This is a genomic window from Streptomyces sp. NBC_01788, assembly GCF_035917575.1.
GTDB lineage: Bacteria > Actinomycetota > Actinomycetes > Streptomycetales > Streptomycetaceae > Streptomyces.
In genome coordinates, this window is the sequence record NZ_CP109090.1 from 6,861,409 (window position 1) to 6,874,242 (window position 12,834).

Sequence of the window (12,834 nt, forward strand, 5' to 3'; positions counted from 1 at the left end):
AAGTGAAGAAGCGTGTCGGGTCCTACCCGCGTGTCCGTGTCGAGGGCGGCAGCCGTGGAGTGGTCTCCCAGGCCGGGTCCGTGCTGCTGGTGGAGTCGGTCCGCAAGACCGGCCTTGATCAGGCGATATCCGCCGCGCTCACCCCGTGGCGCAAGCAGCGGATGTCCATGACCCGGGGAAGGTCCTCCTGGATGTCGCCCTCGCGGTCGCGCTGGGCGGGGACTGCCTGGCCGATGTGGCCCTGTTGCGGGTGGAGCCGGCCGTGTCGGGCCGACGGTCTCCGACCCGACGGTCTCCCGACTCTTCGACACGCTCGCCCGGGGCGGGACGCGGGCTCTGACCGCACTGCGCACAGCCAGGGCCGAAGTCCGCGAACGCGTCTGCCAGGGGACACCCCGGCGCGGTGGCTGTGCCCGCTGTGGATCCGCGCGCCTCAGCAGGCCGTCGGAAGTCAGGCGTCTTCAGGGGCAAAGCTGACATGACGTCAAGAGACTGAGTAGAACTGGTGACCCGTCGTGTGTGCCGGGCCTAATATGAGGAAGTCGTTCAGCGACCAGTTGGTTTCCACGGGGCGTGGCATGGCGCTGATGGGGTCGCAGAGGGCGGTGCGCAGACGTCAGGGTGATTTCGCGGACGATATGAGGCACGGCGCGGCGATCGGAACTACATCCTACGTGCCGCGGCGACGGTTTTACGTGGATGGGCAGGCCGGGACCGGCGATGCGCCGGGCGGTCAAGCATCGGTCTTTCATCACTCAGGTCCGGGCAGGCGTCATGGATGTACCTCGCGAAAACGGCACGGTTCCCCACGGGCGTCCGTCGCGGAGTCCGCAGGACTGGGGCTGGTTCGCTGCTTGGGCGCTGGTGGGGGCGGCGAGCTCCCTCGGGCTTCTGAGCCTCTGGACGATAGGCATGCTGGTGCTGCTGTGTGCGGCGGTCGGCACCGCGCTGCTTGTGACGCATCGCCAGACGGACCGTGGGTTGCCCGGGCTTCTTTCGGGTCTGAGTCTTCCGGTCTTCTATGTCGCCTATCTCAATCGAGGCGGACCGGGCGACGTGTGCGTCACGACAGGGACAGAGCAGAGCTGCACCGAGGAATGGTCTCCGTGGCCCTGGCTTGCGGCCGGGATCGTCCTCGGCCTCGCTGGCATCGTGGTCTTTCTCGTACTCCGGAGCCGGTCTTCCAGCCGTCGTACACCGGCGTCCCGGAATCCCGCAGGCCGCTAGGACCGGCAACGTTCACCGGGGTGACGGCCCGGCTGCCTCAGAGCTACGGTGATCGCCGACAGCGGTGCCGGTGTTCGGGTGGCAGGCCGGCATGGCCGAGATCGAGGTTCCGGGACCTGAGCCGGATGGGGAGACGGCCCCGTCGTGGCAGGGCGGGAAGCGCCATCCTTCTCTCCGACAGAGCATGTCGCGATCATCGGCGTCCGATTCCCGCCGGCCGAGGCCAGCAGCGTCATCGCCCGCCGGTAGCGGACCGAGTTCGTGCTGCCGCGACGCACGATCCGCTGCAACTGCCGGCCCTCCTGCCGGGTCAGCGTCCGGACCTTGACCGGCTCCGCCACCACGCCTCCCCGCACCGGTTGGATGTCCGCCGACATCCAACCGGTGCAGGCGCTCCCGCCGCCAACCAGGCGAACTTGTTGACGTCGCTGTCGTAGGGGTGGCCCCGGGAATCCAGGCGGTGCGAGACGAACAGCCGGGCCAGGCGGGCGCCTGCGGGTCGGACTCCACGCCACGAGGGGACCTCGGACCACCACCAGAAGGAGAGCTGCAGGCGCGAGTGTCGCTGTCCCGCAATGAGCTCTCGGGCAGTTGTCAGTGCCCACTGAGTTCCCTGGCTGCTCCCTCTGTCTCCACGTGGACGCTGTGGCATCGGCCGCAGCGTACGAGGGTGATCGGGCACAGCGGGATCCTGCATGCCGTGCCGCTCGACGCGGCCGGCGTCGAGTAGGCCGGTTCGTGGGCGTCCTCGGGCTCGCCGCGGCCGCCTTCGCCGTCGTGCGGACGCGGTCGTGGCGCGCGGAACGCGTCGTGACGCGCAGAACACGTTTCAGCGCGCGGAATGCGGGATCCGGATCACGTTGCCGTAACCCGGCTCCGCCCGTCGTGCGGCGCGTCACGCGGCCCGCGCCGTCTCCAGCATCGTCTCGACGGGTTCCGTGACCGGGGCCGCGACGGACTCCTTGCGGCGGGCCTCCCTCGTCACGCCGGCGTCGGCAGCCGCCCCTACCCGCGACGTCCGCCACAGCCACAGCACGTCCCGGCCGAACGACCACACCAGCAGGCCGAGCGCCAGCAGCACCACGCCGGCGGTGGCCGGCAGGGGCAGCAGGTCCGATCCGGCGAGCAGCAGGAAGACGCCCTGGAGCGCGGCGACCGTCTTGCGGGCGGTGCTCGGCGGCAGGGGCGCGTTCAGCCAGGGCAGCACGCGGGCGGCGGCGACGAAGACGTAGCGCATACCGCCGATCAGCAGCACCCACGGGCCGAGCATCGTCGAGACGTACACGCTGAGCACCAGGATCAGGAACGCGTCCACCTCCATGTCGAAGCGGGCGCCGAGCGCCGTGGAGGTGCCCGTGCGGCGGGCCACCTTGCCGTCGACGCCGTCCAGGATCAGGGCCACCGCCGTCAGCGCGACCAGCAGCGACACCGGCGGCGCGCTCTCGAAGGAGTCCGCGACCAGCGCCGTCACCCCACCCACGAGAACGGCCCGACCCAGGGTCACCCGGTTTGCCGGGCCGAAGGAGCGCGGCCGTGACCGGTGCAGGGCCCGGGAGAGCACCGCCCAGGTGGCGACCGCGAAGACCAGGCCGGTCACCCAGCCCGCGGGACCCATGCCGATCGCCGGGCCGAGCAGGGCCAGCAACAGGATCTGAGCGCCCGCTCCCACCGCGGTCTCCTGCTGGACCAGCCGTGCGTCGTAAGTGTTGTTCAGGGCCACCGAACACCCTCCGGCGAGTGACAGAGTCGATCAACGCCGCGTACGTTGTCCGCGGCCTGTGCACACCTCGGTACGTGAACAACTTCCCGATCGTTCAGGAGGATTCTTGATGAACCGCTCCGCGCGTTCCTTCTGGCTGACCTCGCCCGGCCGCGGCGAGATACGCCCGACGGACCTTCCGGAACCCGCTCCGGGCGAGGTGGTCGTCCGCGCGCTGTACTCCGGGATCAGCCGCGGCACGGAGACGCTCGTGTTCCGCGGCCAGGTGCCCGAGAACCAGTACGACGCCATGCGGGCGCCGTTCCAGGAGGGCGACTTCCCCGGCCCGGTGAAGTACGGCTACCTCAGCGTGGGCGTCGTGGAGGAGGGCCCGCCGGAGCTGACCGGGCGCACGGTCTTCTGCCTCCATCCGCACCAGAGCCGCTACGTCGTACCGGCGAGCGCGGTCACCTGCGTGCCGGAGAACGTGCCGGCCGGGCGGGCGGTGCTCGCGGGCACGATCGAGACCGCCGTGAACGCGCTGTGGGACGCCGCGCCCCTGGTGGGCGACCGCATCGCCGTCGTCGGCGGCGGCATGGTGGGCTGCTCGGTGGCCGCCCTGCTGGCCCGGTTCCCCGGCGTGCGCGTGCAGCTCGTCGACGCCGACCCGGCCCGCGCCGAGGTCGCCGACGCGCTCGGCGTGGGCTTCGCGTCGCCCGGGGACGCGCTCGGCGACTGCGACCTCGTGGTGCACGCCAGCGCCACCGAGCAGGGCCTCGCCCGCGCGCTGGAACTGCTCACCCCCGAGGGCACCGTCCTCGAACTGAGCTGGTACGGCGACCGGCGCGTCGCCCTCCCGCTCGGCGAGGCCTTCCACTCCCGTCGACTCGTCATCCGCAGCAGCCAGGTCGGCACCGTCTCCCCGGCCCGGCGCTCCAGCCGCACGTACGCCGACCGGCTGGCCCTCGCGCTCGACCTGCTCGCCGACCCGGCGCTCGACGCCCTCGTCACCGGGGAGAGCGCGTTCGAGGAACTGCCTCAGGTGATGCCGAGGCTCGCCTCCGGGGAGATCCCGGCCCTGTGCCACCGGGTCAGGTACGGCGACCGATCATGACGGATCGTCCGGTCGGGGACGGCAAGAGCGCCTGACCTTGAGAAAAGAGTGAGAAGTCACTGAACAACGGGAAGCGGTCAGCCGTACTACACGGCATCCCCCGGCAGGCACCGGCCGGGGACCAGACGCGCCGCACCTGGAGGGTCGTCCGTTGTTCAGCATCACCGTCCGCGATCACATCATGATCGCCCACAGCTTCCGCGGCGAGGTCTTCGGGCCCGCGCAGCGTCTGCACGGCGCCACGTTCCTCGTGGACGCCACCTTCCGGCGCGAGCAGCTGGACGACGACAACATCGTCGTCGACATCGGACTGGCCACGCAGGAACTGGGCGCCGTGGTGGCGGAGTTGAACTACCGCAACCTCGACCACGAGCCCGACTTCGCCGGCATCAACACCTCCACGGAGTTCCTGGCCAAGGTCATCGCCGACCGGCTCGCCGAACGCATCCACAAGGGCGCCCTGGGCGAGGGTGCCAAGGGCCTGGCCGGCCTCACCGTCACCCTCCACGAGTCGCACGTCGCCTGGGCGAGTTACGAGCGTGCGCTGTGACCGAGACGACCGTCCATCGCCCCTCGCCCCTGACCTACCTGCCCGCGCAGCGCGCCGGCTCGGAGAACGTCGGGATCATCCCCATGTCCCTGCGCACCGTCCACTTCGTCCTGCCCGGCGGCGTCGACGACCCGGCCACCCCCAGCGGCGGCAACGCCTACGACCGCCGGGTGAGCCTGGACCTGCCCGGCTTCGGCTGGCAGGTCCAGGCCCATCCCGTGCACGGCGACTGGCCCCGCCCCGACGCCGAGGCCTGTGCGGAACTCGCCCGCGTCCTGCACGAGTTGCCGGACGGCGCCGTCGTCCTGCTCGACGGGCTGGTCGCCTGCGGCGTGCCCGAGACCGTCGTGCCCGAGGCCGAGCGGCTGCGCCTGGCCGTCCTCGTCCACCTGCCGCTCGGCGACGAGACGGGACTCGACCCGGCCGTGGCCGCGGAACTCGACGCCAGGGAACGCCAGGTGCTGCGCGCGGTGGCCGCCGTCGTCGCCACCAGCGACTGGGCGGTACGCCGCCTCGTCTCCCACCACGGCCTCGCCCCCGACCGGGTCCACGCCGCCGCCCCCGGCGCCGACATCGCGCCCCTCGCCCCCGGCACCGACGGGGTCTCGCAGCTGCTGTGCGTCGCCTCGGTCACCCCGCGCAAGGGGCAGCACCGGCTGGTGGAGGCGCTGGCCGCGGTCACCGACCTGCCGTGGAGCTGCACCTGCGTCGGCGCGCTCACCCAGGACCCCGCCTACGTCGACCGGCTGCGCGGCCTGATCGCGGAGCACGGTCTGCAGGACCGTTTCCACCTGGCCGGACCGCGCGCCGGAGCCGAGCTCGACGCCAGCTACGCCGCCGCCGACCTGATGGTCCTCGCCTCCTACGCGGAGACGTACGGCATGGCCGTCACCGAGGCCCTCGCGCGGGGCATCCCGGTGCTCGCCACCGACGTCGGCGGGGTGGGCGAGGCGGTCGGCCGTGCCCCCGACGGCGGGGTGCCCGGCATCCTCGTACCGCCGGAGGACCCCGCGGCCCTCGCCGCCGAACTGCGCGGCTGGTTCGGCGAGGCCGACGTGCGGCGCCGGCTGAAGTCCGCCGCACGTGGCCGGCGCGCCGCCCTCGACGGCTGGGCCAACACCGCCCGCAGCCTGGCCGGAGTGCTCGGCCGGCTGCCGAAGGAACCCCGGAGGGCGGCATGACCACACCGGACACGTCCACGGAGATCGCCGGGCTCACCGGCACCATCCCGGGCCGGCCCGGCCCGCGGGAGCGGTCCGCCCCCGCCACGGGCGTGGCAGGGCGGCCGCTCCCGGACGCGGCGCGGCTCGCAGGAAAGGAACTCTCGGACATGGCGGATTCCGGCGCTCTCTCCCCACTTGCGGCTCAGGACACCGTGTCCCCGGAGGTGATTCCGGGGGCCGGGCCCGCTCAGCGGCCCGGTGAGCGGGCCACCGTGAGGCTTCGGGAGGACGAGGCGCACGAGGAGCCGCCCCGGTACGCGCCCGAGTGGTTGCAGCTCCGCGAGGCTGTGGACGCCACCGCGCGGGCCACCGAGCTACTCGATCCGCTGCGCATCCGGCTGGCGAACCTGCCGATCCGGCACGGTGGGCTCGTCGTGCACGACCTGGGGTGCGGCACCGGCTCGATGGGCCGCTGGCTCGCCCCCCGGCTGGACGGCGCCCAGCACTGGGTCCTGCACGACCGCGACCCCTACCTGCTGCACTTCGCCGCCGTGGCCTCCCCGCGCGCAGCCGCCGACGGCAGCCGGGTCACCGTGGAGACACGGCGCGGCGACGTGGACCGGCTCACCCCGGACGCCCTGTCCGGAGCGTCCCTGGTCACGGCCTCGGCGCTGCTGGACGTCCTGACCCGCGAGGAGATCGACACCCTCGCCGCGGCCTGCGCCGGAGCGGGCTGCCCCGCGCTCCTTACGCTCTCGGTGGCCGGCCGGGTCGAACTGACCCCGGCCGATCCGCTGGACGCCGAGATCACCGAGGCGTTCAACGCCCACCAGCGGCGTACGGGACTGCTCGGTCCCGACGCGGTCGAGGTGGCCTGCGAGGCCTTCGCCGCACACGGCGCCACCGTACGGGTGCACCCGAGCCCCTGGCGGCTCGGCCCCGACCAGCGCGAACTGACCGCCCAGTGGCTGCGCGGCTGGGTCGGCGCGGCCGTCGAACAGCGTCCCGAGCTGAAGCCGCGCGCCGACCGCTACCTCGCCGACCGTCTGGAGGCCTGCGCGGCGGGGGAGTTGCAGGTCGTCGTGCACCACAACGACCTCCTGGCGCTGTCCCGGCCGACGGACCGTGCCGCATGAGCGCCCAGACGGTGAACGCACCTCGCGTGCGCGACCGGGAGGCGGGTGCGGGGGAGGGGGCGTCCAACGCCTCCCGCGCGCACGGCACATCCGCCGACGACCGCGCTCGCACCCCTCTCGTCGCCGCGCTCTCCCGCCTCAACACCCGTGCCGTGCGAACCCACTTCGGCACCGTCGCCGGAGTCGCCATCCTTGCCGTCCTGCTGTGGCGGCTGGGCACCGGTGTCTTCCTGGACGGGCTGCGGCGGATCGACACGCCGACGCTCCTCGTGGCGCTCGGTATCGGGCTGGTCACCACCGTGTTCAGCGCCTGGCGCTGGCAGTTGGTGGCCCGCGGACTGCGCATCCGGCTGCCGCTCGGCCCTGCGGTGGCCGACTACTACCGCGCGCTGTTCCTGAACGCGGCGCTGCCCGGCGGTGTCCTGGGCGACGTGCACCGGGCGGTGCGGCACGGGCAGAGCGCCGGCGACCTGGGACGCGGCGTGCGGGCCGTCGTCCTCGAACGGGTCGCCGGACAGATCGCGCTCGCCGTCACCGGCGCGGCCGTCCTGCTCGCCCTGCCGTCCCCCGTGCGCGACCAGACGCGGCACTTCGTGGCGTTGCTCGCGTTCGCCGCCGCCGGCGCGTTCGCCATCGTCCTCGCCCTGCGGATGAACCGCGCGCCCTCGCGGCGTGGACAGGCCCTGCGCCGCACCCTCGCCGAGGCCCGCGAGGGGCTGCTGTCCCGCCGCAACGGGCCGGGCGTCGCGCTGTCCTCGGCCGTCGTCCTGGCCGGGCACATCGTGATGTTCGTGGTCGCCGCGCACGTCGCCGGCCCCGCGACCCCGGTGCTCGTGCTGCTGCCCCTGGCGGTCCTCGCACTGGTCGCCATGGGACTGCCGCTGAACGTCGGCGGGTTCGGGCCCCGCGAGGGCGTGGCCGCCTGGGCGTTCGGCGCGGCCGGACTCGGCGCGAGCACCGGAGTGACCGTGGCCGTGGTGTACGGGGTGCTCAGCTTCGTCGCCAGCCTGCCGGGGGCGCTCGTCCTCGTCGTCCGCTGGTACACCGCGATGCGCGCCGGGTCCCGCCCCGCCGAACCCGCCCCGGAACCCGGCCGCGCGTCCGACGGGGACTATCCGCGTCCGCTCTCCGGCAATCCGGGGTCCTCGGAAGTGAGCAGCGAGAAATACGGACCGAAGGCGGCCGCAAGGCCGTTCAGCAGTTCCTCGCCCTTTTCCGCGGAACCCAGGGAGGGACGCCCGATGACACCCGATTCGGTATAGGCGGACATTCCGGTGGTGAGCAGATGCCGCCGGTCGTCCGCGACGAAATCGGCGGACTCGTAACCGGCCCGGACCATTTCCGGATGAGCGTGCAGAAGAATGGAGGTCTCGATTTCCCCCGCGTGCATGTCGGTGAGCGGCGAGGTGCGCACCCCGGCCGCGTCGAGGGCCGTCTGCCAGTCCTCCGCGGCGGGGAACAGCGCGAGGCGCTCACCGCGCGCGGAGGCCTCCTGAACGACGTTGCCCAGCACGTAGTTCCCGCCGTGACCGTTGACGACCACCAGGGCCTCGACGCCGGAGCGGCGCAGTGAGTCCGCGATGTCCCGCACCACCGCATGAAGGGTCACGGAGGAGATGCTGACGGTTCCCGGCCAGGCGGCGTGCTCGTGCGAGCAGGAGATCGTCACCGGTGGAAGGAGGTGCACCGGGTACGCGTCGGCGATCCGGCGTGCGATGGCGCAGGCGACCAGCGTGTCGGTCGCCAACGGGAGGTACGGTCCGTGCTGTTCGAAACTGCCCACCGGCAGGACGGCCACCTGCCGTGAGAGGTCCGCCCCCCGCGCCCGTACGTCTTGCGTGGTGTCCGCCGGCAACGGACCATGTGCCGTCGGCCTCGGCCGCGTTTCCGAACCACTCATTGTTTTCCGGCCTTTCGTCTCTGCTTAGGAATCAGATCATGACAGAAGACCTCGCCGTACTCGGCAAGAAGTCGTCCCGGCGCACTGGTGTGGAGCGCGTCGTGAATGCCCCGCTGCCCACCGTGTACGGGCAATTCCAGGCGGTCGGCTACCTGGACCACGACCGCGGCGACGAACAAGTCGCCCTGGTGCACGGCGACATCGGAACCGACCGGGTCCTGGTGCGGCTGCACTCGGAGTGCCTCACCGGGGACGCGTTCGGCTCCCAGCACTGCGAGTGCGGCGACCAGCTCGCCGCCGCGCTGCGCGCCGTCGTCGCCGAAGGCAGCGGCATCGTCGTCTACTTGCGAGGCCACGAGGGCCGCGGCATCGGGCTGCTCGCCAAGCTGCGGGCGATGGCCCTGCAGGCGGAGGGCTTGGACACGGTCGAGGCAAACCTCGCGCTCGGCCTGCCGGTCGACGCCCGCGACTACGGCGTGGCCGCCGGGATGCTGCACGACCTGGGTGTGCGCTCGGTGCGCCTGATGTCCAACAACCCGCGCAAGCGTGAGGCGTTGGTGCAGCACGGCATCCAAGTCGCCGAGACGGTACCGTTGCTGATCCCGCCGTGCGAGAGCAACATCACCTACCTGCGCACCAAGCGGGAACGGCTCGACCACCACCTGCCCCACCTGGACGCGGTGGCGCACCTGTCCTGAAGCCGGGCAGCCCGGCACCGCACGACGGCCGGACCCGGGCCGGGACGCACCCGGCCGGCAGCCGGCGACGAAGCGGGAAACCCGGCGGGCGACCGCCGGGATCCCCCGCCCACTTCGCCCCGGACCCGGGGGCGGGGAAGCGGCCACGGGGAATGCGCGGCCCGGCCCCGCTGGTTGACCGGAGTATGACTCAGGACACGCCGTACGACGCCGCACAGGAAGCCCTGCTCGCGCTGCTCTCGGAAAGCCGCGGCGGGGTACTGGTCACGCTCAAGCGGGACGGCCGGCCCCAGCTTTCGAACGTCGCGCACGCCTACGACCCGGACGGGCGGGTCATCCGCGTCTCGCTCACCGACGACCGCGCCAAGACCCGCAATCTGCGCCGGGACCCGCGGGCGTCCTACCACGTCACCAGCCCGGACCGGTGGGCCTACACGGTCGCCGAGGGCACCGCGGACCTGTCACCGGTCGCCGCGGACCCGTACGACGAGACCGTCGAGGAACTGGTACGCCTCTACCGGGAGATCCTCGGCGAGCACCCCGACTGGGACGACTACCGCGCCACCATGGTCCGCGACCGCCGCCTGGTGCTCCGCCTGCGGGTGGACCGGGCCTACGGCATCCCCAAGCGCGCCGCCGACGGGTGAGACGGGAGCGGGGCCGGGTCGACATCCGCACGCGTGCGGCTCTCGATCGCCCGCAGGACCGCCACCATGTCCTGGCCGCCGTGGCCGAGCGACACGGTCTCCTCGAACAGGGCGTGGCACACGTCGAGCAGCGGGGAGGCGGTGCCGGACGCGCGTGCGGCCTCGGCGATCAGCCGGTTGTTCTTCAGCACGTCGAGGGCGGCGGCCTGGACGTCGAAGTCCCCGGCCAGCAGCTTGGGCGCCTTCATCCGCGAGACCGGGCTGGCCATCGGGCCCGCGTCGAGGACGTCGAGGAACAGGCGCGGGTCGAGCCCCTGCCGCTCGGCGAAGTGGAACGACTCGGTGAGTCCGGTCACCAGCGTGATCAGGAACAGGTTCACCGACAGCTTCGTCAGCAGCGCGCCCGGTGCGGGGCCGCACACGAACGTCTCCCGGCACAGGGGAGCGAGCAGCGGCCGTACGGTCCGTACCGCTCGCTCGTCACCGGCCAGCATCGCCACCAGCGCGCCGTTCTCCGCCGGTACGCGGGAGCCGGAGACGGGCGCCTCGACATAGCGCCCGCCCGCGTCCCGTACGTCGGACTCCAGTGCGCGTGAGTACGAGGGCGAGGTGGTGCCCATGTGGACGACCACCCGCCCGGCGACGCGCACGGGGAAGTCCGGCCCGCCGCGGCCGAGGGTCGCGTCGGTGGCGGTGTCGTCCGCCAGCATCAGGAGCACCACGTCCGAGCGGGCGAACACCTCGCCGGGGTCCGCCGCGACCTGGGCGCCGGCCGCGCGCAGCGGAGCGGTACGGGAGGCCGTGCGGTTCCACACGGTGAGGGGAGTGCCGGAGCGGGCCAGCCGGAGTGCCATGGGCTGCCCCATGACTCCGAGACCGATGAAGCCGACGTTCACGAGGACCGCCCTGAGGTTCGGGACCGTTCTATGACGGCGGTCATAGTAGCGCCGCTCATGACGGCGGTCATAGGGTGGGGCGCGAGACGCGTACGGAGCCGGGAGGCCGACGATGACGGGCACCGAGCGGGGGCCGCGTGAGCGGATGGTGTTCAGCGCGGCCCAGCTCATCCGGCGCGACGGCGTGGGCGCGACCGGGATGCGGGAGGTGGCCGCCCACGCCGGGGCGCCCCGCGGATCCCTCCAGCACTACTTCCCGGGCGGCAAGGAACAGCTGGTCAACGAGGCGGTGGCGTGGGCGGGCCAGTACGCGGGCCGGCGCGTCGCGCGCTTCATGGCGGGCATGGCCGAGCCGACGCCGGGCGGGTTGTTCGCCGCGATGGTCGGGCAGTGGACCGACGAGTACGAGACGGCCGGCTCCCTCTCGGGGTGCCCGGTCGCCGCGGCGACGGTGGACTGCGCCTCGACCCGCGCGTCCACCCGGGAGGCGACCGCCGCCGCGTTCACGGCCTGGCGGTCGCCGGTCGCCGAGGCCCTGACGAGCATGGGCGTACCACCCGAACGGGCCGAGCCCCTGGCCACCCTGATGATCAGCTCCCTGGAAGGCGCGATCATCCTCTCCCGCGCCGAAGGAAACGTGGACCCCCTGAAAACGGTGTCCCACGAACTGACCCCGCTCCTGAACGCGGCCGTGGCTCACTGACACCGCCTCCCCGCCACGCCCGGACCGCGACACGGCGCCTCGAAGGCACACCTGCGCCTGGGGCCGGCGGGGCGAGCGTGGGCGGCGGGACCAGGACCGGGCACCCGGCGGGGAGCGCCCCGGACACGCCCGTGCGTGCTGCCGCGCGGCCCCCGCCGCCTCGCTCGCCGTGGGCACGTCCTGGGCCGCGGGCCGGGGTCAGGGCTTCTTCGGCTCGTGCGTCTGCGTCGCCTCCACCGCGTGGCCGCCGAACTGGTTGCGCAGGGCCGCGACCATCTTCATCTGGGGGGAGTCGTCCTGGCGGGAGGCGAAGCGGGCGAAGAGGGCGGCGGTGATCGCCGGCATCGGCACGGCGTGGTCGATGCCCGCCTCCACCGTCCAGCGGCCCTCGCCGGAGTCCTCCGCGTAGCCGCGCAGCTTCTTCAGGTGCTCGTCGTCGTCCAGGGCGTCGACGGCGAGGTCCAGGAGCCAGGAGCGGATGACGGTGCCCTGCGTCCAGGAGCGGAACACCTCGCGCACGTCGGTGACCGAGTCCACGGTCTCAAGGAGCTCCCAGCCCTCGGCGTAGGCCTGCATCATCGCGTACTCGATGCCGTTGTGGACCATCTTCGCGAAGTGCCCCGCGCCCACCTTGCCCGCGTGCACGAAGCCGTACGGGCCCTCCGGCTTGAGCGCGTCGAAGATCGGCTTCAGCCACCGGACGTGCTCCTCGTCGCCGCCCACCATCAGCGCGTAGCCGTTCTTCAGGCCCCACACGCCCCCGGAGACGCCCGCGTCGACGAAGCCGACGCCCCGCGCGTGCAACTGCTTGGCGTGCTTCTCGTCGTCCGTCCACCGGGAGTTGCCGCCGTCGACGACGATGTCGCCGGGTTTGAGCAGGGTCGCCAGCTGGTCGATGGCCCCCTGGGTGGCCTCGCCGGCCGGCACCATCACCCAGACCACACGCGGTGCCTCCAGCCGGTCCACGAGCTCGACCAGGTCGTCCACGTCGGACAGCTCCGGATTGCGGTCGTAGCCCACCACGGTGAGGCCGGCGTCGCGGAGACGTTCCCGCATGTTGCCGCCCATCTTGCCGAGGCCGACGAGACCCAACTGCATCGA

At 72.7% G+C, this 12,834-nt stretch carries 11 protein-coding genes and 3 pseudogenes; 9 read left to right on the forward strand and 5 right to left on the reverse strand.

The window, feature by feature from the left end; all coding sequences use genetic code 11:
• Window positions 1–2: 2 nt before the first annotated feature.
• Window positions 3–408: pseudogene (locus tag OIE49_RS30750) on the forward strand (transposase); the annotation flags it as partial.
• A 983-nt stretch (window positions 409–1,391) separates the two neighbouring features.
• Here the strand turns inward: OIE49_RS30750 and OIE49_RS30755 are convergent.
• Window positions 1,392–1,568 (reverse strand): annotated as a pseudogene (locus OIE49_RS30755) (IS630 family transposase); the annotation flags it as partial.
• 554 nt (window positions 1,569–2,122) lie between these two features.
• A complete protein-coding gene (locus tag OIE49_RS30760) occupies window positions 2,123–2,947 on the reverse strand; it encodes a CDP-alcohol phosphatidyltransferase family protein (RefSeq protein WP_326805144.1) in 825 nt (274 codons plus the stop codon).
• Between the two features lie 109 nt (window positions 2,948–3,056).
• On the opposite strand from OIE49_RS30760, the gene OIE49_RS30765 reads away from it, so the two are divergent.
• From OIE49_RS30765 to OIE49_RS30785, 5 genes and pseudogenes are all read left to right on the forward strand, one after another.
• Window positions 3,057–4,040 (forward strand): zinc-dependent alcohol dehydrogenase, encoded by a 984-nt coding sequence (locus tag OIE49_RS30765; RefSeq protein WP_326805145.1) that lies wholly within the window; start codon window positions 3,057–3,059, stop codon window positions 4,038–4,040.
• Between the two features lie 151 nt (window positions 4,041–4,191).
• Window positions 4,192–4,590 carry a 6-pyruvoyl trahydropterin synthase family protein gene (locus OIE49_RS30770; protein WP_100571503.1) on the forward strand — a complete coding sequence of 133 codons (399 nt, stop codon included), beginning with the start codon at window positions 4,192–4,194 and terminating at the stop codon, window positions 4,588–4,590.
• Window positions 4,587–5,771: a glycosyltransferase family 4 protein gene (locus tag OIE49_RS30775; protein WP_326805146.1), complete on the forward strand. Its 1,185-nt coding sequence runs from the start codon at window positions 4,587–4,589 to the stop codon at window positions 5,769–5,771. Before OIE49_RS30770 ends, OIE49_RS30775 begins: the two co-directional genes overlap by 4 nt.
• Before the next feature lie 149 nt (window positions 5,772–5,920).
• Entirely contained in the window at window positions 5,921–6,889 is a 969-nt protein-coding gene (locus OIE49_RS30780) for a methyltransferase domain-containing protein (RefSeq protein WP_326806364.1), read from the forward strand.
• Window positions 6,886–7,845 (forward strand): annotated as a pseudogene (locus OIE49_RS30785) (lysylphosphatidylglycerol synthase transmembrane domain-containing protein); the annotation flags it as partial. The gene OIE49_RS30780 and the pseudogene OIE49_RS30785, both read left to right, overlap by 4 nt.
• 155 nt (window positions 7,846–8,000) lie before the next feature.
• On the opposite strand, the gene OIE49_RS30790 reads toward OIE49_RS30785, so the two are convergent.
• Entirely contained in the window at window positions 8,001–8,789 is a 789-nt protein-coding gene (locus tag OIE49_RS30790) for a creatininase family protein (RefSeq protein WP_326805147.1), read from the reverse strand.
• Between the two features lie 38 nt (window positions 8,790–8,827).
• Here OIE49_RS30790 and ribA point away from each other — a divergent pair, with 38 nt between their 5' ends.
• The gene (ribA, locus tag OIE49_RS30795) at window positions 8,828–9,487 is read left to right on the forward strand and encodes a GTP cyclohydrolase II (protein WP_100571508.1); all 660 of its coding nucleotides are present in this window, start codon (window positions 8,828–8,830) and stop codon (window positions 9,485–9,487) included.
• Between the two features lie 185 nt (window positions 9,488–9,672).
• Window positions 9,673–10,134 carry a PPOX class F420-dependent oxidoreductase gene (locus OIE49_RS30800; protein WP_100571509.1) on the forward strand — a complete coding sequence of 154 codons (462 nt, stop codon included), beginning with the start codon at window positions 9,673–9,675 and terminating at the stop codon, window positions 10,132–10,134.
• Here the strand turns inward: OIE49_RS30800 and OIE49_RS30805 are convergent.
• Window positions 10,101–11,201, reverse strand: coding sequence for an NAD(P)-dependent oxidoreductase (locus tag OIE49_RS30805; RefSeq protein ID WP_326805148.1), 1,101 nt, complete (start codon window positions 11,199–11,201; stop codon window positions 10,101–10,103). The two genes, OIE49_RS30800 and OIE49_RS30805, sit on opposite strands and share 34 nt — an antisense overlap.
• Here OIE49_RS30805 and OIE49_RS30810 point away from each other — a divergent pair.
• Window positions 11,143–11,733, forward strand: coding sequence for a TetR/AcrR family transcriptional regulator (locus OIE49_RS30810; RefSeq protein ID WP_326805149.1), 591 nt, complete (start codon window positions 11,143–11,145; stop codon window positions 11,731–11,733). The two genes, OIE49_RS30805 and OIE49_RS30810, sit on opposite strands and share 59 nt — an antisense overlap.
• Before the next feature lie 198 nt (window positions 11,734–11,931).
• On the opposite strand, the gene gnd is transcribed toward OIE49_RS30810, so the two are convergent.
• The gene (gene gnd / locus OIE49_RS30815) at window positions 11,932–12,831 is read right to left on the reverse strand and encodes a phosphogluconate dehydrogenase (NAD(+)-dependent, decarboxylating) (RefSeq protein WP_326806365.1); all 900 of its coding nucleotides are present in this window, start codon (window positions 12,829–12,831) and stop codon (window positions 11,932–11,934) included.
• Between the last annotated feature and the right edge of the window lie 3 nt (window positions 12,832–12,834).

Bases quoted from the DNA above. Each gene is read 5' to 3' on its own strand.
- ribA (WP_100571508.1), top strand. From the start codon at position 8,828: ATGACAGAAGACCTCGCCGTACTCGGCAAGAAGTCGTCCCGGCGCACT.
- OIE49_RS30810 (WP_326805149.1), top strand. From the start codon at position 11,143: ATGACGGGCACCGAGCGGGGGCCGCGTGAGCGGATGGTGTTCAGCGCG.
- OIE49_RS30805 (WP_326805148.1), bottom strand. From the start codon at position 11,201: ATGAGCTGGGCCGCGCTGAACACCATCCGCTCACGCGGCCCCCGCTCG.
- OIE49_RS30780 (WP_326806364.1), top strand. From the start codon at position 5,921: ATGGCGGATTCCGGCGCTCTCTCCCCACTTGCGGCTCAGGACACCGTG.
- gnd (WP_326806365.1), bottom strand. From the start codon at position 12,831: ATGCAGTTGGGTCTCGTCGGCCTCGGCAAGATGGGCGGCAACATGCGG.
- OIE49_RS30765 (WP_326805145.1), top strand. From the start codon at position 3,057: ATGAACCGCTCCGCGCGTTCCTTCTGGCTGACCTCGCCCGGCCGCGGC.
- OIE49_RS30790 (WP_326805147.1), bottom strand. From the start codon at position 8,789: ATGAGTGGTTCGGAAACGCGGCCGAGGCCGACGGCACATGGTCCGTTG.
- OIE49_RS30800 (WP_100571509.1), top strand. From the start codon at position 9,673: ATGACTCAGGACACGCCGTACGACGCCGCACAGGAAGCCCTGCTCGCG.